Below are 23,867 nucleotides of genomic sequence, written 5' to 3'. Positions count from 1 at the left end.
TGAGCCAAGGTAGGTACCTCCTCTAATCACCGATGATTATTGTTCGTAGTCGAGTTTAAGTTCCGATAAATATTTCGCGATTCCGTCAAGCTCCTGCTCAGTCAAGTCAACCTGAGGCATAAGCGTGCCCGGTTTAACAGCCTGCGGATCTTTAATCCAGCGATGAAGGTTATCGTAAGTCGAGCCCTCATTGGAATATTTCGGATCATCAGTGTTCACGAGGATACCACCAACAGTCTCACGGCTGCCGATACCAGTCAGGTTAGGGAATGCAGGACCGCCTTGATCGCCTACAGCGTGGCAAGTCAAGCATTTGCTTACAAAGGCTTCTTTGATAGCTGGGTCGCTCGGAAGCGAAGTTGGCGCTTTCAATGCTGCAGTCCAGCGGTCAAACGAAGCTTCGTCCACCGATTTTACTTTAAAGTCCATAAGGCCGTGCGAAGGGCCGCAAAGCTCGGCGCATTTACCTAAGTAAACGCCTTCTTTTGGAGCTGAGAAATACATGATGTTTTCGTTAGCTCCAGGGTTTGCATCGGTTTTACCGGCCAGAGACGGAATCCAGAACGAGTGAATAACGTCTGCGGATTTTGCTTCGATGGAAATCGTCTTGCCTTTCGGGATAACCAATTCCTGCGCAGTCTTGATACCAAGCTCAGGATATTCGAATTCCCACCAATATTGGTGAGCCGTAACGACAACTTTAACCGCCTCCGGATCTTTTGTGTGATCCTTTGAGAGGTTAAATACCGATTGAATAGTTGGTACACCCAGGATGATCAGCAGGATAATCGGAATGACCGTCCAGATAATCTCCAGCTTATGGTTACCTTCCACTTGTTTCGGAATCGTTTTGTCGCCAGGACGTCTGCGGAAACGAATAATTACATAGAAAGAAATCGCAAACACGACAACAATCACGATGAGCATGATTGAGATCGCCAGCTTCATCAGTCCGAATTGCTCTTCCGCTACAGGACCTTGGGGCCTCAGCGTGGACAAGTCACTCCGTCCGCATGCCGACAGCACGAGCACCATCAAGGCCAGAAGCGGCGCAAGCTTTCTAAAAAACTGCCACCGATTCATCAATAATCAACCCCACTTTTGACGTTTTCGCAGATGCATACATCTTTGTAAATAATGCGCAAACTGCGTGTTTCACAGATGTTATGACAACTACTGGAACTAAATCACTTAATTAAATATAAAGTTGCTGTACTTATTTGTCAATGTTCCACAGAGAGTTCACAAATTGTTCTCAAAGCTGTCAAAAACTCAGGTTTTTCACGGTTTCCCGGCTTTGACAAAGCCGTTCTAAACATGCTTCAGAACATGGTTTCCCTACCCTACATTGTGCACCAAACCCATGGTCAATTATGTATGGAGGCCGAAGCGTATATTTCATCGTTCCCTACAAACCCTATTCCTATAACTGCCCGAATGGAGGCTGATTACCTTGAACAAACGCGTATCCGGATTACTGATGATTTCTTGTTTATTAATAAGCATGACTGCGGCTTGCGGTTATGAGAAGAAGATCCAGAGCAGCGATCATGATTACGGCAGCAGGAAAACCGGCGATGCCAAGATGCTTGGCGGCAAAATGTACGGGACCTCTTCCGCCAACAATCCTCACCAGCACGACAACAACTTTTTCGAATACAGCAATACGATTTCTAATGAAGTATCCAAGCTTGGCGGAGTAGGTTCCGCGATCGTTATGCTTACCGACAAGAATGCTTATGTTGGCTTGGCTCTTGATTGGACGGCAGTCGGCACCAAAAGCGCGGGCCATACCGATGAACAGGACCGCAGCGGATCGAGCGAAGGCGTATACAATCACGATACGGGCAGCCAACGCTGGGATAACCGCCAGTTGGTGACGCCTTACAACTCCCTATTTACGGTTAACGATCACAGCATGTTGTCCGATGAACTGAAGCAGACCGTCGCGGTAAAAGTAAGAGAGCTTGCGCCAGCCGTTCAAGAAGTGCATATTTCGGCGAACATGGATTTCGTGAACGAATTAAATGAATATGCCAAAGAAGCGTGGATGAACCATTCCTTAACCCCATGGCTGAAAGACTTTAATACGTTGGTGAAGTATCAGTTCGCAGGCGGCAAGATTATGCCGCAGAAGATTAAGGATTACGATCAGATCCGTGCCAAAAACCGCGGCGGACAATCGATTATCCCTAACCTATAATTCATTTCCAAAAAAATCTCTTCTATTATATATACAAAAAGGATCCAACCATCTTTAGGATGGTCGGATCCTTTTCATTTGATTGACAGTCCCCTGGACGAACAGACTGCAGCACATTCCGATCAAGGATAGAACCGCCATGCATGCATATAGAGCTTGTCCCCCTATCCAGTCAAACAGCCATCCTCCTAACGCGGAGGAAATGATGCTCGAGATTCCGAACAACAGCATGGCAAGAATGGTTTGTCCGGTTGCTTTCCACTGCTCCGGTATTAACGTGTATAGATATTGGATCGATGCCGCGTAAAACAATACGAAAGACAAGCCTTGAAACAACTGCAACCCTACAACGGCAGCAGGGGTATCCCACCAGGCCGACAAAGCAAACCGAAGCACATAAAACCCGGAAGCAATCGAGATTACCTTAAGCTCTCTGCCCGGTTTGATAAACCGGTGGATCAAGGCAAAGGCTGCGACTTCAGCCAGTGTCATGACAAACCACGCTTGTCCAACCATGCCTACCCCGCCGCCGAGACTTTTGACATATAACCCTACGTAACCGTCGTTCATTCGATGAGGAATCGCAATGAGCAGCACAAGCAGAAGAAACTGAACGGTTCGCTTGTCCTTCAAGAACGGCAACATATCCCGCAAAGCTACCGGTTTGCCGGTTGCCGGCGTTTCCGGCAGCAAGACGCACAGTAAAAAAGTAACGGCGGCATAAGCAGCGTACATATACATAAAACTGCCCATCCCGTAATGATCGCCAACATAACCTATTATATAGGAAGCAACAGCGTAACCCAGCGCGCCGTACATCCGAATGGAACCAAAGCTGACGCCCGTTTTCTCCGCAAGCCGGTAATTCATGCTTTCCGTTAGCGGATCAGCGGGCATCAAGACGAAATACATTGCTGCCGTCAGCACAAAAGCTGCAGGCATATACGAATTCGAGAATAACCAAACGCCAAGTCCTAATGATGCCGCTAATAATAGAAGCAGAACGACCTTGACGGTTTTGAACCGATCGCTGATCATCCCCCATAACGGCTGGGAGAAGACGCCGACAATACTCCCCGTCCCCAGAATCAGTCCAATCTTCGATGCGCTAAACCCTTTCTCCGCAAAATATAACGGAAGGAAAGACAAAAACATAGCGAACGTCGAAAAATAGAAAAAGTTATAACCTCTAAGCAAAACCAACTTCATTGTTTACATCCTCTCGCTAAAGCCTGAACCCATCATACCGTATTTATTATTTCTATTATATATACTATACTGAAAGTAACTTGGGATCGTAAGTAAAGTAAGGCATGAAGGGAGTAATAAGGATCATGAACGCAAATAACTATATTCCGAAAGACCCTGAAACCATTGAATGCAATATTGAGAAAACATTGGACGTCATCGGCGGCAAGTGGGCGTTTCTTGTCATTCGGGAGCTGTTTTGCGGCACCAAAAGATTTGGAGAACTGCAACGCCTGATTCCAGCCGTCAGCCCTCGCGCATTAACAAGCACCCTCCGCCATTTGGAGGAAAAAGGAGTACTCGAGCGTCAGGTTTATCCGACTGTACCCGTAACCGTTGAATATACGCTTACCCCTAAAGGCGAAGACTTGCATGCGATTTTGAAGCAAATGAAGCTGTGGGCAGCTAAATGGACCTAGTAATTTCTTACTTTTCCTTGCTTTTTCTGGTCAATGCGGTTATACTATAAAAGTTGTATTATATTTAACCCCTGTATATCCCTCCAAAAACAGAAAAATTCGCAATTTCCTCGAATTTAGATTTTTCTTTTTCTGTTAATTCCAATCCTTACGAACAGTAAGAACTTTGATTCACACTGGCGCGGTCTAGGAGCCGCAAGGACGGAAGAGAGGCAGGGCTTTCGTTGTTTTAAAGAGACTTACAAGCTGCTTTGTCCGTTACACAAAGCAACCCAGAGTATGCGCAAGATGACCATCTCACACTTATCTTGCTGCAATTAACACAAGGGATATGAACCATGCGGCCCGGCATTATGCTGGATCAATAATAAACCGCTGAGGTTAAATATAAGGTACACATTTGCAGAGGCATCCGGATTTCCGGGTGCCTCTATCCATTTCTCCGCACCCCCGTACCATAGTCTCTAATGCTCAAATAGACGCATAGAACAACCAAAATGACGAACAAGCTGGCACAGATTGTACCGTAATATCCATGCATATTGCCAACAGTTGAACCTGCAAGGACCGTAACAATCGCCCCTGCCACCGTCAGCCATACCCCTATGCTGTAACCGGTAATCCCCATATCGGCAGGCATGCTCTTTTTCTTGCGTGCCGCCATCCCGATAAACAAAGCCGCAAGAAACAAGACTTGTACGACGACCGAAATGGGAAATATGCCAAAGGCATAAAACAAAGATACTTCATCGGTATTGTCAAACGTAATCGCGGCCAGAATGGTGAATACGATTCCGAGCGGCAAATTGATGAAATCGAATTTTTTCTGCTTCGTAAAAGAAGCAACTCCCGTCAAGATCGCGATATACAATGCGGCGAACTTGATCAATAGTACGGGCACATACAAGGAAATCAAGAACAAGTCGATTCGATCCAAAAAGTCTGTAATATGGATCTGCTGAACAAGAATCCAACCGATATATATGAGTCTCGAAGATAGAATCGGGCTCACCACGCTAACCACGCAAAACAGCCAAATGGTAAGCATAAACGCGGAGTAGATGACGCCCATTTTCATCGCCATGTAGATATCGCGCGGTTTGCGTACATGATGAAGAAATGCACCGAATATAATCAGATCCGTAAAGGATCCTAGAGCAAGCACGCCGCCTTTTACGGGTTGAAATATACCGCTGCTAAGCGAAGGCTTCAACTTGTTCAGATCAATCTCGTTAAGAAGGAACAGAGGCATAAACATATAGAAGCTCAGAAACAGCGTAATAAATACGACATTGGTCCGAAACAGATGCTCCATGGAGCCACCTGCGTAATACGCGAGCAGCAGCATCGTCATGAGCAATATGTAAATTAGCGGTGTCCTGAGTAGGATCGAGGAGTTGAAGAAATCGCTATAAATCCGAAGCTGGCTGATTAAATCCACGGACAAGTAAGCAATCAATATCCCGTTCATCAGTCCGCCAATCCATTTGCCGCAAGCCTGCTGCATAATTTCATACATGTTTTTCTCCGGACTGTATCGCGCCAGCCGCCACATCAAATAAGCCATTCCAATTCCGTAAGGGATCGGGAATAGATAAGCATACCAGGCGTCCTGCTGCGCAGCCATCGTTATAGCGGTTGGCATGGTGTTCATATTGGAGGCAATTAACAGCGAGCCGACAAGCAGCGACATTTGCAATGAGGATACTTTCATACGGTCTTGCATGGGAGGCTCACCTATCCTTTCATCAAATGATACATACTCATCACCATACCCCGCATGAAGGGGAGATTCATAATGGAGTAGTTTTTACGGTTTATGCAAACGACGATTAATACAGCAATGACACCCGCCACTGTGAAAAACATCGCCTTGCTCGAATTGTTCTTCATATTTTTCCACTTAACCATTCCTGATCCGATCATGAGAAAGAGCACAACAACTATGAAGCCGATATCTACCATCTAATCATCCTTCCTTCCTAGATTTTCGCTGCTCATGCCAAGTCTGAACAAATTCGCCGTTGCGGTAACTTCGAATTTGACCTGAGGAAAAATCGTAACCCAATCTTTGCGGTATTGCTTGGTCCAAACTTGCGGGTAAGCCCGGTAAATGCGGAGTCCAAATCCTGCGGCATCACTGTTCGAACGTTGCATATTATCAAGCGCCTTATTGATATTCTGGACGACCCGGGTAGCTACCATATCCTCGATCTGCTTCCTTTGTGCATAATCATCGTAGTTTCTCTCCAAGTTGCGGTCTTCGTTAACGCTCGCTTTGACCATGGAGTGAATGCGAAAAGTAATTTGTCCGTTTCTGATTTCCGGCTTAATATCAACAGTCGCTTGATTAATCGCAACGGTAATATAATTTCCTTCATCGTTAATGGTCTCGTCGTACTTCCGGAAATGTTGGTTCAGCAGCCGGATCCCAATTGCCGAATCCCCTTTTGCAACTCCCGTCATTTTGCCGTCGTGAGTAAGCACAAAACCTTCAATCAGTACATCCTCCGCTTCCACGCCTTTAATTTTGGTCTTCACTTTCTCGACATAAGGAAAAAAAGCGTCTTCCCCGACCGCAATGATTTGGCTCGTAACATCCTTTACGGAAACGCGGACGCTAGCTTCGGATTGTAGAAGCTCCCTCATAGATTCCGCGGAGAAGCGTTCGAGACGCGTATCGGCATTAAGCACATCCAGCGCTTTGCCTTTGGAAATCGCGATAAAGGCGGTTAGCCGGTTCTCGGGCGTACGGGTAATCGCGTCGATTACGGAGGATACCCCTTCCGTTCTAGCCAACTCTTCGCCAATGATGATGACGCGGCGATGGCCAAAGAACAAATGTCTAGGCAAGCGAAACTGAAGTTTCGAGACGGCTTCACGGATCGTTTGCCCCGTCTCCGTCTTAATTGAGAATGGCTTTTGTCCGCCGGAACCACCCCCGCCGCCCGAACTGCCCATATTGCCTGGGAGCGGAATAAGAACACTCACGCGGATATGGTCTCCTTCTCTGTCAATGGCGCTGGCCAAGACAAACGCCACGTCATTGATTTCTCTGCGATCCCAGCATCCGGTAGTTAGGAGCAGAAGCATCCCTGCACAGACGCTTAATGAAAGCACTCGCCACAAGCTGATCATTCTCATATCGGTACAGGGCCTCCTTTCTATTGTTCAGGCTCCGGTCGTTGCCGGCGAACGTTGCTTGTCCCCATGTATTTGGGTCTTTTTTTCATCTTCCACCATGGCGCCCGTACCATGACATCTTTCATATCGGACATATCAACCGGCGTTACGGGAGCAAGATACGGAATGCCGAATGTCGTCAGCTTCGCCAAATGCCCCACCACCACCATGACGCCGATTATAATGCCAAGCAATCCAAAGATGGACGCCAAAATCATGATCGGAAACCTCAGCATCCGGATAGCAATAGCCGCGTTATACCGGGGCAGTGTAAAGGAAGCGATGCCCGTCATGGACACGACGATAACCATCGCCGCCGATACAATTCCGGCTTGTACAGCAGCCTGGCCTACCACAAGCGCGCCAAGAATACTGACTGCTTGTCCTACGATCTTAGGGAGCCGGACACCCGCTTCTCGCAAAGCCTCGAAGGAGAGTTCCATAATAAGCGCTTCTACGACCGCGGGGAATGGTATCGCTTCGCGGGAAGCCGCGATGCTGAGCAGAAGATTGGTAGGGATCATCTCCGGATGAAAGGTGGATACGGCAATATAAATAGCCGGTGCCAGCAAAGCAACGAACAAACTTCCCAGCCGCAGCCACCGCAATAGAGTAGTTGCCATAAACCGCTCGTAATAGTCCTCGCTTGCCTGCAGCCATTGCCAGAAACCAAACGGAGCGAGGAGCGCAAACGGGGTCCCGTCTACCATAATCGCAATACGGCCTTCCAAGAGTCCCGCCGCTACCGTATCCGGCCGCTCCGTCGTTTGAACCTGCGGAAATGGCGAATAGCCTTGGTCCTGTATAAATTCTTCGATATATCCGCTCTCTAGCACCCCGTCGATATGGATACGGCTTATGCGTTTTTCCGCTTCCTCCAGCAGTTTCGGGTTAACGATGCCTGCCATGTAGGCAAGCACGACATTGGTATTCGTTTCCGTCCCGATCACAAACGATTTCAGCTTTAAGCGGGGAGACTTGATTTTGCTACGCAGCAGGGACGTATTCGTGCGAAGATGTTCATTGAAACCTTCCCTTGGACCGCGTACAACGGTCTCCGTCTCCGGCTCGGAAACGCTGCGGCGAATCCCCCCGCGAAGCCCCAGGCAGACTGCTGTATCTTGCTCGTCAACGAACAACACGCTGTCTCCGGACAAGAGGTTGGTCAGCAGTTCTTTGTAGAATTGAATTTTGGACGCCTGGGTTACGGGTAACGTCTGTTCGGTAATGCGGTCTATGCTAAAAGCGTTGCCTTCAAGAATCATCAGCGCTTTGAGCGCGTCATCAACGGCGCTTGTCGTGACCATTCCATCCACGTAACAAAGCATTGCCTTAGGACCATTCTCGATATCGAATTCCCGGAGAACAATGTCGGAGCTGTCTTTGAACAACTCCTCCATGATCTTCTTATTCTCTTCAATGGTTGCCCGGATCGGAACGTCCTTGAACTCGTTAATGGCGTGATGATCCAATTGCCCATCGGGCAAGCTTTTCGCTTTTGTCTTCGTTGGCATTATTGTCACCACCGCTTTCGTATTAGAGGTTATCATTTCCTAAATCGCCTAAATTATGATGGCTGCTTTCAGCTGCATGTTTCGGTTCCGAAAGCGCCAACCTATTGGTTATGAAGGGAGGGAATGATCATGTCATCGCCTAAAAACCGTCGCGAGAATGCGTGGAAGCAGCGTAAGCATACGCAGCATCCTAGTCATGGGAAGGTGAAATCATTTGAGGAGCTAAGCAAGGTTGGCCGGACTGATTCTTAATTTACTGATCTAATAAGTGAACTGCCGCTGCACAAAAATAACGTCCTTCCGATTGCTGTTGCCCTCAAATTTCTTCATTATTATCCGCTCAGCGGATGAAATTTGACGGGCAAAGGCAAGCGCTAACGCTTCTCCAGTACGTTATTTTCGCTCCGCTCCTCACCTGATTTTTTTTGGACCGTTATTGGCAGTCAGATGACCCTGACTGCCGCGTTTTTACATACAAAAAGAACCACCTCATGGGAAGGTGGTTCTTTTTAGGGACAACTAAACTAACGATTTCAACTATTCTTTTACGCTGCCGAGCTGCATACCTACAACGAAATATTTCTGCAGGAACGGATAGACGATCAGGATCGGTACGGATGCGACGATCGTAATAGCCGCGCGGATCGAGAGAGGAGTAACCATCGCTTTGGCCGCGTTCGGGTCTCCGCCGTTCTGAAGGGCCGGATTGGAGTTCGAGTTCATCGCCGACGAGAGCAGCTTCATTAGCTCGTATTGGAGCGTGCTGAGCTCTTGCTTCGACGAGGCGAACAGGAACGTATCAAACCAGGAATTCCACTGCCCTACCGCTACGAACAACGCAACCGTCGCGAGAACCGGCTGGCATAGCGGGAGAATGACTTGCATGAAGATGCGGAAGTCGCCTGCCCCGTCTACCTTGGCCGACTCGATCAAGCTCTCCGACAACGTTCCGATGTAGGTACGGATAACAATCATGTTGAAGGCGCTAATTAGACCCGGAACAACATAAACCAGGAAGTTATTCAGCAGATGCAGGTCCTTGATCAGGAAGTAGTACGGAATGAGGCCCGCATTGAAATACATGGTCATAACGATAATAATCGTAATCGGCTTGCGGAACACGTATTCCTTCCGGCTGACCGTATAAGCCAGCATCGTGGTAAGGAACAAGCTTAATAGCGTCGCTATAATCGTACGAGCTATCGAAATGTAAAAAGCGTTAAATACCGTCCCCGTAATAAACACGGCCTTATAGTTTTGAAGCGTCCAAATCCTCGGCCATACGTAAATGCCGCCCCGGATCGTATCAAGCCCCGCGTTAAACGATACGGCAAGCGTGTTCAAGAAGGGGTAGAGCGTAACGACGGCCAGCAATAACATGATGATGGCATTCACTGTGCCAAACACTACCGGCTCCATCTGGACTGTTCTTTTTCTCATGTGTATCCCCTCCTGATCAGATTAGTCTTTCTTCGCCGAATCGTTTCGCAATCGTATTCGCGGCATAAATCAGCGTAATACTGACGACCGTCTTGAATATGCCTGCCGCCGTTGCAAGCGAATAATTGCCCTGCTTAAGGCCGTATTTCAGCACGAATATATCAATCGTCTCGGACCAGTCCACAACAACCCCGTTGCCAAGCAAATATTGCACTTCAAAGCCCGCTTCGAGAATCCAGCCCAAGTTCATGATGAGCAAAATAATAACGATAGACTTGATACCCGGCAGCGTTATATACCACATCTTATGGTACCGGTTAGCTCCGTCGATCTCAGCCGCCTCATACAGCGAAGGATCGATAGAGGTAATCGCCGCCAAATAGATGATTGCATTCCAACCGACTTCTTTCCACACATGCGATGCGCCAACTATGCCCCAGAAATATTTAGGCTCGCTAAGCCATAGGATAGGCTCGTTGATAATGCCAAGCTTCATTAACACCTCATTAACGATACCGCCGTCTACGGAAAGCGAACTCGCTACAATGCCCGTCACAATAATCCACGAGAGAAAATGCGGCAAATACGAAATGGTCTGAATCGAACGCTTGAACAGCTTGTTCTTCACTTCATTGAGCAAGATCGCGAAAATAATAGCGGTTACGAATCCTAGCACCATATTAATGGCGCTCATGCCAATCGTGTTGCGAAGTACGCGCAGAAAGCCGTCGTCGGTGAACAGAAACTTGAATTGCTTTAATCCTACCCATTCCTGCTGGGCGAACGTTTTGGCCGGCCGGTAATTCTGGAAGGCCATCGTCCAGCCCCAAATCGGGTAATACGAGAAGACCATGACGTAAAGGAGGACGGGCAGGGACATCCACATAAGTTGACTCTGATTTTTAAAAAATTTGCGGCGAGTCTTTTTCGCCTGGACAGTAGCCTTTACAGCTAATGCATCGACAGGTTTGGCCATTTCTCTTCCTCCGCTCCATAAGTAAAAGCGGGAGGGGTGAGGCAGTCTGCTTCATCCCTCCCGCTTTCTGCTGTCTGTATTACTGGCTAGCCCAGTTTTGAATACGCCATTGAATTTGATCGTTAATGCGGTCTTCGTATGCTTTCACGTTGATTTTCTTATATTCGTTCACATAGTCCTGCCATACTTTATCGAATTGATCCGGTTTCGACATAATCGCTCTAGGCAGGAACTTGAGCGAGGCATCCGTCATTTTCTTGTTGGCGATCGAAGCATCCGAACCGTCAATCAAGTCGATTTGCCAAGCCGGGTAATAAACCGGGTTATCCTGCGGCATCGAGAAGAATTCGGTCCATGTTTTATGTCCGTAAGCGTTCAGAACTTCCTTGTCTACATCCTTCAAGCTGTCATAGAACTCTTGCGGGTCACCGCCTGGCGTTGTAGCGTTGCCGTCGCTCAGCGTACCTTCAAGCTTAGGAAGGTACCCGAAAATGCCGTCTCCCAGGTTTGCAAGCTTCCAAGCCGGGTCTTCATAATTTTTGCGTTGCTCAGGAGTACGCGTAAATTTGCCGTCTGCGCCAACTTGGTAGTCAACGCCTTCTTCGCCCCATGTGAACATCTTCTGGTATTTCTCGTCCATCAGTTGCTCAAGCGCCTGGATAATACGCTGTGGATCCTTCGCGTCAACCGAAATGCCAAAGCCATTGTTCAGGTTGATAACCGCGCGGTCACGGTAGTAGTCTTTCGTGCTTGTATCATACACCAGCGGGAAACCTACGTACGTGCGGTCCGACTTGCCTTGCGTATTCAAGGAGTCTTCCGCCGTTTGGAAGTTCCAATGCTGGTCGAACATACCGAGTACGCTGCCGGTAGTCAGCTTCGCCAGGTATTGGTCATAGTTTTGCGTAAATGCCTCTTTATCCATTAGCCCTTCGTTATACAGGCTGTTCAATTCTTTATAGTAGGTTTTCGAGAAGTCAGCTGTCGCAAACACGCTGGCTACACCATTGTCTACCACTACGCCGCCGTCATTCGGATGACCTGTCAAATGCTCAGGAGCATTCAAGAGGCCAAAGGTCCGCCAGTCGGAAGCAAGCGTTGTGAAGCCAATCGTTTTCTGTCCGTCGATTTCCGGATATTTCGCCTGGTAATCGCGGATCAGCTTCATGTATTCGTCAAGCGTTTGCAGCTTCGGATAGCCGAACTCCTTCAGGACCGCTTTTTGAATCCAGAATGCAGGACCGCTGTAATAAGTTTCATTCACGTCGCCTTGATATGCGCCGTAGTTCGGCAGCCAGTAGATATGCCCGTCGGAAGGATCTTTCATGCGGTTCCAATATTTCGCGTAATGTTCTTTCAGCTTGGGAGCATATTTCTCGATCAGATCTTCAAGCGGAATAACCGCGCCTGCCGTAACGAGCTTCGGATTCGCCGTAATCAGGTCCGGATAGTCGCCGCCGGCAATCATAACGCCTAGCTTTTGCTCCAGATCGCCTACCAGAAACTCCGGTTTAAACGTAATGCCTAGGTCGTTTTTAATCGTCTTGAACAGCTTGTTGTCAGGTGTAGGCTGTTGTCCCGGTGCACCGATAAAGGCAGAAATCTCGATTGGCTTCAGTGCTTCTTCCGTCGCCCCCGGACTTGCCGCGTTCCCGCTGTTTGTGGCCGTTGCATTGGAAGATGGTGCCGTCGATGAGTTGCTGTTGTTATTGCCTCCATTATTGCCGTTACTGCAGGCTGCTACCGTCAAACTCAGAGCAACCGCGACGGCCATGGATGTCCATAATGGTTTTTTTGCGTTAACCCCCATTTGCTTTCCCCCTACGAATGGTGTGCTTGCTTATTCATTATGGAACAGTTGTATGCGTTTACATCATAATCAGAATTAAGTACTATCCCCCTACGATTTAAGGTCTATGATCGATTTCTTGTATTCGGCGAGTTTCATCCCGTAACGCTTCTCGAACTGCTTCAAGAAATGTTGATAGCTGCAATAACCAAGCCTTTCCGCAAGCGCTGCCCCGGAAATATCCTGCTTATGAAGCAATTCCTTCGCCTCGTTCATTCGCAACCGATGCGTATACTCATGGATGCTTGCTCCGTATTTCCGCGAGAAAGCTTGACCGAGATAGACCGGATTCATGTAATAGAGCTCCGCTACTTCCTTCACCGTTACCGATTCGCGGTAATGCTCGCGCAAGTAAGCTTCAACCTTGGCAAGGGTTCCGCCCTGCTGCCTGCCGCGAAGTAACGACAACTCCTCTCGGCACATCAGGCAAAAGGACATCATAAACGCCTGCAGCTTAAGCAGCGAATGGCCGGAAGCGCCCACAAGCGGAGAACCGGTTCGTTCGAGCAATTGATCCGCATCGCCGCCAAGCTCCTTATAAATGCCGGAGCATTGCACCATAATGTAAGTCGCGAAAGCAGAGACCAAAGACGGCATCGTCATCTGTTTGGCAAAATGGTTAAAGATCTTCTGCAGCCGTTCGATTACTTCACGCTCGTCATTGGTTTCAACGGCCTCGACTATTTTCTCCGCCGCCTCCCACAGCTGCGATTCGTACCCGAATACCTGTTCCTTGATCTCCTCGTAATAGAGAGGTTTCTTCCTCCGCTCGAAAAAGAAATAAGAGGTTGCATCCATAGCCTCGCGATAGGAATCGGATAATGAAAACAGCTCATCGGCAATACCGCCGACGGCCATATTGAAGCTGCCGCCAATTCGGCTCTGAATTTGCCCATATACAAACTCCGCGGTTTCCCGCAGCGCGAGCTTGCCCTCATCCCCAAGCGGATAAACCAAGCCAAAGGAGGCCGGCCCTTGTTCAACTACATAACCGGATCGCCCTCCCTTGCCATCCTCAAGCAGGTCTATCGCCGATTCAACAGCCGCCGCCAGCTCTGCCTCCTCCAGCTCCACCCGGATGTACGCCCACTCCCTTGCTTCCTCAGCCAAACGGTCAACCGCAGTCTGATCAGCAGCGGATAACTCCTCGCTCCGTATAAGCGCAGACAAAGCCCGGCGAACCGCAAAACGCTGCGTATAATGAATGGCCTGTTTTTTCCGCTTCTCTTCTTCCAGCACGCTGTTTAAATTTTCCAGCACCTCATCGGCTTCTTCGCTCATAATCGGCTTTGTCAAATAGTGGGATACGCCGAGCTGAAGCGCTTTTCTTGCATATTCGAAATCGCTGTATCCGCTCATCACCACAAATTTGGTCTGTTTATTGCCCTCTAGCCTCATTTGCGCAATGAGTTCCAATCCGTCCATGGAAGGCATGCGGATATCCGTCACAACGAGGTCGGGCTTCGACTCGCGAATGACTCTGGCGGCTTCTTCGCCGTCCCCGCATACCGCTTCAATCTCGAAGCCGTTTTTCTCCCAATCGATTAATAACTGCAGACCTTCAATTGCAAACGGTTCATCGTCAACAAGCAGCACGCGATACATTCTGCTCCCCCTCTCGAATTATGAAGCAGCTCCCGGCTTCGCTTGCGCAAGTTCAAGCTGTTGGAGCGGAATTTGGTAACTGACGGTCAAGCCGCCTTCAGAGCCGCTCATCATTCGGAATTGAACGCTCTCGTGGTAAAAAAGCTCCAGCCTGCGGTACACATTGCGCAGTCCGACATGGCCTTCCATCGCCTGCTCCGAACGGACGGCCTGCTGGATCCGTTCAAGCGTTGCCTGCTCCATGCCAATTCCGTTATCCGTTACGGAGACCGTTAAGCCCCGCTCCGACAACCGCGCTTCAATGCGGACGACTCCCCCACCTTTAATCGCTTGCAGCCCATGTTTGCAGGCATTCTCGGCAAGCGGCTGAATGCTCATGATCGGTACCCGCACGTCATTAGCCAGCGGATCGATATCGACGACATAGTCAAACCGGTCGCCAAACCGGAACTTCTCGATTTGCAAATACATGAGCGTGAACTGCAGCTCTTCCTTCAGCGGCACCAGATCATCCGCGCGCCTTAGCAGCCTTCGGAGAAGGAGCGACAAGCTTTTTATAATTTCGGTAACGTCCTTGTAGCCGTTTTTGGTTGCCACAACAAGCAGCGCGTTTAGCGTATTAAAGAGAAAATGCGGATTCATCTGGCTCTGCAGCATGTTCATTTCCATTCGCACGCGCTCGACCTCCAGACTCTTCTGATGAATCTCGAGTTTATAGACATCATTAATAAGCGTATTTATTTTCATCGTCATCACGTTATAAGCATCAATCAGACCACCGATCTCGTCCTTGCCGCCAGGCAGATTAATTTGGTCGAACCGTTCGCTTCGCAGCCGGTCCATATGACGGGCCAGCTTTTTGATTCGATAATGATAAGAGCGGAGTATGATGTAAATAAGCAAAGACGGAATTAACGTGCTGATCACCGCTAGCCACAAAATCGACCTCCGCGCTTCGTCCAGCAGTCCCGCAATGCGTTCATTGTTAGCCCGGCCGACGAGCTTCCAGCCTTGTACATAACTAACCGTGCCTAGTTTGGATACAAACACATTATCCGAGTCCCAATCCGATGTATCCGCATCGTATAAAGCTTTGCCTTCGTCCCCGGTTTCCGCCACAACCTGGTTAGCTTCGTTCACAAGCTCGAGCTGCAAACTGCCGCTTTCCCGGCTCAAAATATCGTAAACTTTGTCCGCGTTCAGGTCGATCCGGAGGAACTTCCGGTATTTCGGCTTTACGATGCTGAAGCCCTGATCCATATCGCTGATCACGCTAATTTTTTTTGAAGGACCCGTGGAGAGAGACGACTCGGTATAAGCAACAACGCGGAAGGCGTGACCCGGCTGCGTCAATAGCGGCCCGAGCCATGCGCTCTTTTCCTCCGCTCCGTTAATGACGTAATAATTGCTTCCGGTCTGAATCGAGTGGTTGTACGTATAAATGCGGATTTCAAGAATGTTCGGATAGACGGGCATGTAACGCTTCAATTTGTTTCTTAGCACGCTGTCATAACTGTCGTAGGAAGAGACCGGGCTGTCATACGTCTTATCCAATACCTCGTTAAGAGAATCGTCTCCTTCGATCGAATGGCTGACCGCCACGCTTTCGTCGATCATGCTGTGCAGCTCTGCCGCTGCGCGGTCCATCGATTTGCGCAAGTTTTCCTGCTCGCGTATGCGAATATTGTCCGAGTTCTGCTGGTAGAAAAAAACGTTGATCCCGATAATCGGAATGAGGATGCATAACACGTAGATCAGAAGCAACTTTTGGTTGAGGGGAATATCATTGATTTTATTAAAAAATCTCATCCTGGCGGATCCCCTTTTTGAGTCGATTTATAAGCCGAAGGCGAAATCTTCGTAAGGGACTTGAAGACGGAGCCAAAATATTCCGTGCTGTGATAGCCAAGATCATTGGCGATTGCCGATACTTTCAGATCGGTACGAAGCAATAGCTTCTTCGCCTCTTTGATTCGGAGCAGATGCATATAGTCGTTGAAACAATAACCGGTCACCCGTTTGAACTGCTGGCCGAGATAAACGGGATTCAACCGGAACAGCTCGGCCAGATCCTTAAGCTGCAGCTTCTCCCGGTAATGGGCCGTCACGTAAGCAACCGCCTCTTGCAACCGCCCTTCCGGACGTTTGTTATTTAGTTCGTCAATCTGCCCGGCAGCCTTCAGGCATACGCCCATCAACTGCTCCCTGGCAACAGCTTGCGGCCCGTATTGCGGAAGCAGCCACTCCGGCGGCTGCAGCGGATCACCGCCGGCTTGATGATAAGCGCGAAGCAGTCCGCCCTGGAGATAGGACAGGCATGCCGCCATACTGTCAGCCGGATCGGCACTCCCGGCGATATATTCCGCAAGCTCCCGGGCAGAGTTGCCAATAGCGGTGGCATCATTGCGTTCTACGGCTTGCAATAATACGGATGCCCGAACGGCCGCATCTTCCCATCGCCGGCTAGCCTGCTCGCTTACAGCCTCATGCCAATAGACGCCGGACTGCCCTTTGTACAAGCTCCGGCTTCGAAGCTCCAGCAATTGCTTATGCAATTGCCGCAAATGCCGCCAGCCGCGCGTTGTGCCGCTGATATAAATCGAGCAAGCCGGCCATTCGCCCGCTAGTCTTCCCGCAAGAATGCGAATATCGGAATCCAGTCCCGAGGCCAAAGCATCCGGCTGCCCGGACCAGACCATAAGCCCAATCGAACCTGCCGGATCTTCGATGCAGGCATAGCCTATCGGCAGCCCGCTCGCCATGATCTCCAATTCCTCTTTCCCCGGGGTCAACTTCCCGTTGTTCTTATCCAGCAAAATCAATCTCCCCGGAGAATCCGGCGCGCATTGTATCCGCTCTAGCAGAGCGGAACGGGTCTCCTCGCTTTCTTCCTGAATCGCTCTTGCAAATGCGGCCGACGCGGCTTCGGATTCGGCTGCCAGATATTCCGCTTCTTCACGCTGATCCAAAGCGGCACGAAGCTGATCGAGCAATTCGTGAATCTCCTCTTCAATAAGCGGCTTGAGCAGATACTGCTCAATCTGGTGGCGAATCGCGAATTGGGCGGCATCAAACCGCGAATAACCGCTGACGATAACCGTTGCTATATGCTCAAGCCGGCTGCTTTGTTTCATCTGCCCGATTAGTTCAAGTCCATCCATAACCGGCATTTGAAGATCCGTAAATACGAGATCGGGCAATTCCTGCTCCATAAACTCCATCGCTTCTTTGCCATCGGAGACAGCCCCGCATAGCAGGAAGCCATGCGTCTCCCAATCGACCATCGACCTCCAGCCCTCCAACATAAACGGTTCGTCATCTACGACCAATACTTTGTACACGGACAGTCCCCCCTGGACGTCATCTCCCATCTACCCCCAGTTTCACATAGGGTGCACTCATCAGCAATGTGACGGAAATATGATTTGTTGGATTATTTTACGATAGAATGTAAGCGTTTACGGAATTTCAAACAATAAAAGCAGCCTCCGGATCAATCCCCCGAAAGCTGCTTCAGATTTCATAAACCTCTATTACGATAATTGCTCGGACTTCCGATACTTGGCCGGGCTTACGCCTACCGTCATTTTAAATAGACGGCTGAAGTAGGCGTGATCCGCGTACCCGACCCGCTCGCCAACCTGATAAATTTTCATATTCGTCTCCCGCATGAGCCGAATCGCCTGGCGTATTCGAATGCTTGTCAAATGATGCGTAAAGGTTGCTCCGGTCTGAGAGCTGAACAAACCGCTCAAATAGTTCGGGGTTACTCCAAGCCGCTTCGCAAGCGTGGTCAGGGAAAGCTCCTTATTCCCGTACTCGGTCTCTATAATCAACATTGCCGATCGGATAATGCGGCTGACGAATTCATAACTTTGATCATCTTCGGCCTCCGCATGGCCAAGTTGCCTCAGACTGTTCCGATATAGGGAACGGAGCTCCGATACCGATGCGGTAATGCCGCCAATTCCAAGTTTAATCGGGATTCCAAGCCGCTCCTCGAGTATTCTTTTTTTCTTCAGCACGATCTCTTCCATATTAGGAACAGCATGTTTGGTCGTTAATACGGCAGCGCTCATGAACGGTTCGTCTTCAATAACGGCAACGGTACCTAGTTCATCCGTATTTGCCGTCAGCTGCTCTTTCATCCAAAATCGGTCCGTCGATTGCCAGAAAGCTTTGTCCTCGATTCTAAACGTGAAGACGCCCGCCCAGCGAAAACTCGGCAACGTCGCCTCATCCATCTGAACATCCCGCATATAAGGCTCGAAGAATAACGCGTGTACTCTCTTCTCTAGTGAAATCCGTTCGCGGTGGCGCAATAAGGGAACCGAATATTCGCCCTGCGGTCTCTTGCCTTGGCCTAGCTCCCGCTGGGTTAAGCTTCTTGCTTCCATCGTCAAAACGAGCAAAATTTGCATCGTCTTTACCCGGATATCCAGCCGTCTTCCCCTGTCATTGTCCGTATCGGCGGCCGAGCAAATGTCCATCAACTCGTCGATATGCGGTCTTAACTGCTGAACAATCGCCGAATCCGCCCGGAACAAATGCTGATCCACCCGGCCAAGCAAATCGTACAAATCCGGATCGTCCACATCCAGATGGAGAGCGAAATAGGTCATCGGCTCCTCAGACCCCTGACGGCTGTGATGAGATTCATCCGGCCGGATAAGCAGCAAATCTCCCGCATGTTGGACATACTCTTGTCCCGAAACAACGGTGAATTGCGTGCCTTGCAGCACGATATTGAGCTCCAGCAAAGGATGCTGATGTTCATTGTAAGTCCAGCCATTATCCACGGTCCGCCAATGCGACCCAACGAGTTGAAAAGCCAAACGAAAGTTCTCAAGTATAATTTCACGCTTTACTTCCGGCACTTCCCCATCCCGATTGTTCTGCCAGGTCACGTCCCCGCCCCGCTTCCAGCCCTTTTACCTTGGATTATATCATAGGCATTGGCGAATGGGACGATCCCTATTGATCCGGACAGCCGCTGACGAAATGTTCCTCACCGAGATGGCCCGAACGGTTGATTTTGGTCTGCAAATATTTCTCGTTGTACTCCGATACATCGCCCCAGAGCGGAATCCGGTCGGCTACATCTAGCCCGGCGGAACGCAGCGCCTCCAGCTTGCGCGGATTATTCGTAATCAGCGTAACCGGCTTGCTTTTGGGCCGTAATAACCGCAGCACCCGAATCGCATCCCCGTAATTGCGGGCATCGTCCACAAAGCCGAGATTAAGGTTCGCCTCGACGGTATCATAACCTTGCTCCTGCAACAGATAAGCCATCGCTTTGCTGAACAGCCCGATGCCCCGTCCCTCGTGGTTGGCCAGATAAAAAAGCGCTCCCGCGCCGTTAGCTACAATCATTTTCATCGATTGATGAAGCTGGTACCCGCAGTCGCACCGTTTGCTGCCGAATATATCGCCCGTATGGCAGATGCTGTGCATCCGGATAAACGCTTCGTCCGCATGCTCGAAATCCCCGTATACCAATACGCTGGACTGCTGCATTTCCGCCAGATTAGCACCGGACAACTTATGTACAATATCTTCGAGGCGATCTACTTCCTCTTTGCACAATAGCCAGCAATACCAATGAAAAATAACCGTTTCGTCATCCAAATTAACCGGCAGCTTGATCGGACCTACTAAATAAATCTCCCCGTCTTCGCTCTCCACGTGCCGGATCTTGCCTTCCAGAATCGAGATAACCTTCTCATCCATGGCTCACAAACCATCCCTTCATTTCCATTATTGACTAGGTTGCGCAAGGGTGGCGGCAGCTATGCTTATTCCCCGACTTTTATCGTGTAGGAAGCAATGAAATTATCGCCATGCCGTTGGAATTGGCCCCATATTTTATATATGCCCGGCGCCGGAAACGTCGTTTCAAAAGCCGCTTCCGGCCCAATTGTCTGCCCTTCCTTCGGATGGACATGCAGGTAATGGGCAAGGTTGTCGCTAATGATAACGACATGCCCGGCTGCGCCAAGATAAGGCTCCATATCCTCTGCCGGTTTGCCGGTCTTACCGTCCTTGAAAGAGAAGCGGAGCGAGGTTTCTTGGCCTGCCCGCAGCTGATCGGCCACAAGGGACACCTCGGTGCCTCCTACGTTCTGCAGCAGTTGTTTATCCGGCACCAGCGTCTCGGCGGCAGCGGCTTTGCCCCCAACTTCAACGATGGTCTGAGCCACTTGATTCCCTTCTCCCGCAGGCGTAAAGTCGGCAAATAGCTTGTAGGATCCACCCTTCATAAAGCGGGTATCCACGGAAAATCGGCCGGCTCCTTCATCCACCGGATGGAGATGCTGAAACTCGCTCAGATCGCTGCGTACCGCGATCAGATGCAGTTCCTTCTCGTGGTTCAGCGAGAAGTTACGAACCGGACGCCCATGCTCATCCGTAATGGAGAGCCTGATATTCGTACTTTCGCCGGCTAACGGCTTCAGCGGCATGTAGCTCCATTGCACGGATGCGGAGGCGCTTGCCGTATGGTCATCATGGATATGGTGATGGCCAGGCGCGTACGCGGAAGCGGAGCTGGAAGCAGCAGCCGAAGCTGTGGAAGCCCAGCTTGTCTGACTCGTTGTATAAGCAGCCGATAATAACACGGCCATTAATCCAATTTGCAATTTGCGATGGCGATTTTTTCGGTTTCGTTGTATGGTTCGTTGCATGTTGATTCCCTCCATTGTCCCTAACAATATACCCTTAGGCGGTATAGGCTAAACAGGCGGAAACCGCAAAAAAGCCTCCAAATCCGTATAGTGAAACGGATTGGAGGCGTTATGTAAGACACGGTAGAGGAAGGCTACCGTGTACAACCGAAGCAAGAAAAAAAGCGTTATGAAAAAAAGCTTTTCTTGCATAGACCGACAAACCTATACGCTGTGGACTCTCACCCCCACAGGGCGCTCACAGTCGTCTAGTGACGTGATCAGCGTCTTCATAGGGTTAGACAACTGTTTGCATTGCCATTTGCCGGTTCCATATAATATAGCACTAAAGTCCTAAGAGTTCTATGTGTAAATGCTGTTTGTACTACTACTTTTTTCTTATGCGATATCGTAGCCTTGCTCTTCAATCGCTTGTTTGATCGTATCAAGCGATACCTTTTTCTCATCGTACGACACGGTAACTTTACCCGCCGCCAGATCTACCGATCCGTTTGCGCCCGCACCGGTAACCGCCTTCTCAACCGCGCTTACGCAATGTCCGCAGGACATGCCTTCTACCTTCAACGTAACGTTTGTCATAATAATTCCCTCCCGGTCTTATTTCATTAATTTATTTACAGTAACGAGCAGTTCGTCAATAACTTCGCTTTCACCCGCCTGAATGCGTTCGATGATACAGCTTTTCATGTGGCCTTCCAGCAGAAGCTTCCCAACGCCGTTCAGAGCCGATTGCACCGCCGCAATCTGATTCAGCACATCATCGCAATACGTATCCTTCTCGATCATCGCCTTCACGCCGCGAATTTGACCTTCAATGCGGTTGAGGCGCGATACGAGGTTGGACTTCATCTTGTCGGAATGATGGCTCTTGCGCTCGGCGCCCTGCTGGTCCGGCTGAGCTGTATGGCAATGCTCGGTTTTCTCTTGTTCGATCATCGTGAATACCTCCAGGGGGTATGGCTTACGTTCATCATATCATACCCCCTAGGGGTATTCAATCGGTAAATGCAGCATAAGGATAATATAACTTAATACAACGCAAACAAATCGGAAGTAAAGTGATATTGATTCAATTTTATGATGGAGATGGGAGTGGGAGAACGGTTATGACAACAGTCGTTAATTATGCGCACCGGGGGGCTTCCGGCAATTATCCGGAGAACACGATGATCGCTTTCGAACAGGCAATCACGCTTGGCGCAACGGGAATTGAGACGGATGTGCAGATGACGAAGGACGGAAGATTGGTACTGATCCATGATGAGAAGTTGCGGAGAACGACAGGCGTAAACGCGCTTGTAGCGGAAACGTTGGCAGACGAGGTGCTTCAGCTTGACGCCGGCAGTTGGTTCTCCCCGGAATTCAAGGATGCGCGGATTCCTACTCTGGAACAACTGCTTGAACTGGCGAAACGGACGCATACCATCGTAAATATCGAGTTGAAAAACGGCATTGTCGAATACCCGGGTCTCGAACGCAAAGTGATTGAAACCGTTCAATCCTACCGCATGTCGGATCAAGTGATTATATCCAGCTTTAATCATTATTCCTTAATCGAATGCAATCGGATTGCGCCGGAAATTCCGACCGGCATTTTGTATATGGAAGGTTTATACCGTCCTTGGAAGTATGCCAAGTCGGTTGGAGCTTCCGCCCTGCATGCTTCCCGTTACGCGGTATTGCCGGAATGGGTGGCGGAAGCGGCTCAACATGACGTGATCTACAACGTCTTCACCGTAAACGATCCCGCGGAGATGAAGCGCCTTATGCAAGCAGGCGTTGCGGGTATCATTACGGATTACCCGGAACGCCTTGCCGCCATCCTTCGAGGCCAATAAATATTTAGTGGATGCTTTTTTTCGTGAAACCGCCGCCTTGCACGTCGGCTACGTTCTCGATCGCGATAAAAGCTTGCGCATCAATATCCTGCACAATGGCCCTTAACTTAGCGACTTCCAGACGGCTGACTACGCAATAGACCATCTGGGTCTCTTCTCTGGAATAACCGCCGCGTGCTTGAATATAGGTGGTGCTGCGGCCAAGACGGGTCATGATAGTCTCGGCAATCTCTTCGTAAGCGCTCGAGATGATGGTGACGGACTTCGATTCCTCGATCCCTTCCACCACAATGTCCATGACTTTTGTCGCGAGATAATAGGTGACCATCGAATACATCGCGGAATCCCACTCGAACACAAATCCGGCGAGAATAAAGATAAAGACGTTGACGATCATAATGATCTGGCCGACCGGCATATGGAATCGCTTGGAAGCAAGAATCGCCACAATCTCCGTGCCGTCGAGCGAACCGCCGAACCGAATAACGAGACCTACGCCGCCACCGAGAATAATGCCGCCGAACAAGACGGCAAGCAGCTTTTCTTCCGTAAACGCATCCACATGGTGGAGTAGTTGAGTGGTGATCGACATGACCACGATGCCATATAAGGTAGACATGGCGAAGGTTTTGCCGATTTGCTTAAAGCCGATGAACAGAAACGGAATGTTCAAGAGGAATATGAATAGACCAAGGGGCAAGTGGGTTAATTCCGATACCATAATGGAAATACCGGTGATGCCGCCGTCAATGACGTCATTAGGTACGAGGAATAGTTCTAGGGACACCCCCATTAGTACGGACCCTATTGTAATGAAAATGATGCGTTTAAAAATTTCTAGCGCGGATAGTTTTTTGTGCTCTTTTGCCATCGTGACCTCCAGCCTTTTCTTATAAGCCTAACACAATA

The 23,867-nt window shown here is 49.5% G+C and carries 22 protein-coding genes; 4 read left to right on the top strand and 18 right to left on the bottom strand.

All coding sequences use genetic code 11. The features are described 5' to 3' along the window. Positions 1 to 36: 36 nt before the first annotated feature. Positions 37 to 1,083 carry a cytochrome c oxidase subunit II gene (gene coxB, locus QQK89_RS16150; protein ID WP_434481697.1) on the bottom strand — a complete coding sequence of 349 codons (1,047 nt, stop codon included), beginning with the start codon at positions 1,081 to 1,083 and terminating at the stop codon, positions 37 to 39. Positions 1,084 to 1,453: 370 nt separating this feature from the next. Between coxB and QQK89_RS16145 the strand changes: the two genes are divergently transcribed. Beyond that, complete coding sequence (locus tag QQK89_RS16145) at positions 1,454 to 2,203, top strand: hypothetical protein (protein WP_284239656.1); 750 nt, start codon at positions 1,454 to 1,456, stop codon at positions 2,201 to 2,203. Between the two features lie 54 nt (positions 2,204 to 2,257). On the opposite strand, the gene QQK89_RS16140 is transcribed toward QQK89_RS16145, so the two are convergent. Next, complete coding sequence (locus QQK89_RS16140; protein WP_284239655.1) at positions 2,258 to 3,412, bottom strand: MFS transporter; 1,155 nt, start codon at positions 3,410 to 3,412, stop codon at positions 2,258 to 2,260. 125 nt (positions 3,413 to 3,537) lie between these two features. On the opposite strand from QQK89_RS16140, the gene QQK89_RS16135 reads away from it, so the two are divergent. Continuing rightward, positions 3,538 to 3,870, top strand: coding sequence for a winged helix-turn-helix transcriptional regulator (locus QQK89_RS16135; RefSeq protein WP_284239654.1), 333 nt, complete (start codon positions 3,538 to 3,540; stop codon positions 3,868 to 3,870). 430 nt (positions 3,871 to 4,300) lie between these two features. Here QQK89_RS16135 and QQK89_RS16130 read toward each other — a convergent pair whose 3' ends face one another. Genes QQK89_RS16130 through QQK89_RS16115 form a run of 4 tightly spaced genes read right to left on the bottom strand, consistent with a single transcriptional unit; the run spans position 4,301 to position 8,567 of the window. Beyond that, positions 4,301 to 5,596, bottom strand: coding sequence for a GerAB/ArcD/ProY family transporter (locus QQK89_RS16130; protein ID WP_284239653.1), 1,296 nt, complete (start codon positions 5,594 to 5,596; stop codon positions 4,301 to 4,303). An 11-nt stretch (positions 5,597 to 5,607) separates the two neighbouring features. Next, positions 5,608 to 5,835 carry a hypothetical protein gene (locus tag QQK89_RS16125; protein WP_284239652.1) on the bottom strand — a complete coding sequence of 76 codons (228 nt, stop codon included), beginning with the start codon at positions 5,833 to 5,835 and terminating at the stop codon, positions 5,608 to 5,610. Beyond that, complete coding sequence (locus tag QQK89_RS16120) at positions 5,836 to 7,014, bottom strand: Ger(x)C family spore germination protein (protein WP_284239651.1); 1,179 nt, start codon at positions 7,012 to 7,014, stop codon at positions 5,836 to 5,838. A gap of 20 nt (positions 7,015 to 7,034) precedes the next feature. Continuing rightward, positions 7,035 to 8,567, bottom strand: a complete 1,533-nt coding sequence (locus QQK89_RS16115) for a spore germination protein (RefSeq protein WP_284239650.1) — start codon at positions 8,565 to 8,567, stop codon at positions 7,035 to 7,037. 129 nt (positions 8,568 to 8,696) lie between these two features. Here QQK89_RS16115 and QQK89_RS16110 point away from each other — a divergent pair, with 129 nt between their 5' ends. Next, positions 8,697 to 8,819: a DUF6254 family protein gene (locus QQK89_RS16110; RefSeq protein WP_284239649.1), complete on the top strand. Its 123-nt coding sequence runs from the start codon at positions 8,697 to 8,699 to the stop codon at positions 8,817 to 8,819. 285 nt (positions 8,820 to 9,104) lie between these two features. On the opposite strand, the gene QQK89_RS16105 is transcribed toward QQK89_RS16110, so the two are convergent. From QQK89_RS16105 to QQK89_RS16055, 11 genes are all read right to left on the bottom strand, one after another. Then, entirely contained in the window at positions 9,105 to 10,007 is a 903-nt protein-coding gene (locus QQK89_RS16105; protein WP_284239648.1) for a carbohydrate ABC transporter permease, read from the bottom strand. Positions 10,008 to 10,023: 16 nt separating this feature from the next. Further along, the gene (locus QQK89_RS16100) at positions 10,024 to 10,983 is read right to left on the bottom strand and encodes an ABC transporter permease (protein WP_284239647.1); all 960 of its coding nucleotides are present in this window, start codon (positions 10,981 to 10,983) and stop codon (positions 10,024 to 10,026) included. Positions 10,984 to 11,062: 79 nt separating this feature from the next. Continuing rightward, the gene (locus tag QQK89_RS16095; RefSeq protein ID WP_284239646.1) at positions 11,063 to 12,793 is read right to left on the bottom strand and encodes a sugar ABC transporter substrate-binding protein; all 1,731 of its coding nucleotides are present in this window, start codon (positions 12,791 to 12,793) and stop codon (positions 11,063 to 11,065) included. 90 nt (positions 12,794 to 12,883) lie between these two features. Beyond that, positions 12,884 to 14,437, bottom strand: a complete 1,554-nt coding sequence (locus QQK89_RS16090; protein WP_284239645.1) for a response regulator — start codon at positions 14,435 to 14,437, stop codon at positions 12,884 to 12,886. Positions 14,438 to 14,455: 18 nt separating this feature from the next. After that, positions 14,456 to 16,246: a sensor histidine kinase gene (locus QQK89_RS16085; protein WP_284239644.1), complete on the bottom strand. Its 1,791-nt coding sequence runs from the start codon at positions 16,244 to 16,246 to the stop codon at positions 14,456 to 14,458. Continuing rightward, positions 16,243 to 17,778, bottom strand: coding sequence for a response regulator (locus tag QQK89_RS16080; protein ID WP_284239643.1), 1,536 nt, complete (start codon positions 17,776 to 17,778; stop codon positions 16,243 to 16,245). The genes QQK89_RS16085 and QQK89_RS16080 overlap by 4 nt, the downstream gene beginning before the upstream one ends. Before the next feature lie 192 nt (positions 17,779 to 17,970). Beyond that, positions 17,971 to 19,344, bottom strand: coding sequence for an AraC family transcriptional regulator (locus tag QQK89_RS16075; protein WP_284239642.1), 1,374 nt, complete (start codon positions 19,342 to 19,344; stop codon positions 17,971 to 17,973). A 67-nt stretch (positions 19,345 to 19,411) separates the two neighbouring features. Next, positions 19,412 to 20,167: a GTP cyclohydrolase II gene (locus QQK89_RS16070; protein ID WP_284239641.1), complete on the bottom strand. Its 756-nt coding sequence runs from the start codon at positions 20,165 to 20,167 to the stop codon at positions 19,412 to 19,414. Positions 20,168 to 20,232: 65 nt separating this feature from the next. Then, positions 20,233 to 21,120: a hypothetical protein gene (locus QQK89_RS16065; protein WP_284239640.1), complete on the bottom strand. Its 888-nt coding sequence runs from the start codon at positions 21,118 to 21,120 to the stop codon at positions 20,233 to 20,235. Between the two features lie 378 nt (positions 21,121 to 21,498). After that, on the bottom strand, positions 21,499 to 21,699 hold the full coding sequence (locus tag QQK89_RS16060) for a copper ion binding protein (protein ID WP_284239639.1): 201 nt from the start codon (positions 21,697 to 21,699) through the stop codon (positions 21,499 to 21,501). A gap of 18 nt (positions 21,700 to 21,717) precedes the next feature. Then, complete coding sequence (locus QQK89_RS16055) at positions 21,718 to 22,056, bottom strand: metal-sensitive transcriptional regulator (RefSeq protein ID WP_284239638.1); 339 nt, start codon at positions 22,054 to 22,056, stop codon at positions 21,718 to 21,720. A 170-nt stretch (positions 22,057 to 22,226) separates the two neighbouring features. On the opposite strand from QQK89_RS16055, the gene QQK89_RS16050 reads away from it, so the two are divergent. Continuing rightward, entirely contained in the window at positions 22,227 to 22,958 is a 732-nt protein-coding gene (locus tag QQK89_RS16050) for a glycerophosphodiester phosphodiesterase (protein WP_284239637.1), read from the top strand. 4 nt (positions 22,959 to 22,962) lie between these two features. Here the strand turns inward: QQK89_RS16050 and QQK89_RS16045 are convergent, their stop codons facing one another. Beyond that, positions 22,963 to 23,829 carry a YitT family protein gene (locus QQK89_RS16045; RefSeq protein ID WP_284239636.1) on the bottom strand — a complete coding sequence of 289 codons (867 nt, stop codon included), beginning with the start codon at positions 23,827 to 23,829 and terminating at the stop codon, positions 22,963 to 22,965. Positions 23,830 to 23,867 lie beyond the last annotated feature (38 nt).

It is taken from the genome of Paenibacillus glycanilyticus (genome assembly GCF_030161375.1).
GTDB classification, from domain to species: domain Bacteria; phylum Bacillota; class Bacilli; order Paenibacillales; family Paenibacillaceae; genus Pristimantibacillus; species Pristimantibacillus glycanilyticus_B.
The sequence above is the reverse complement of the archived record's forward strand: the minus strand, read 5'-3'. Positions and strand labels throughout refer to the sequence as shown.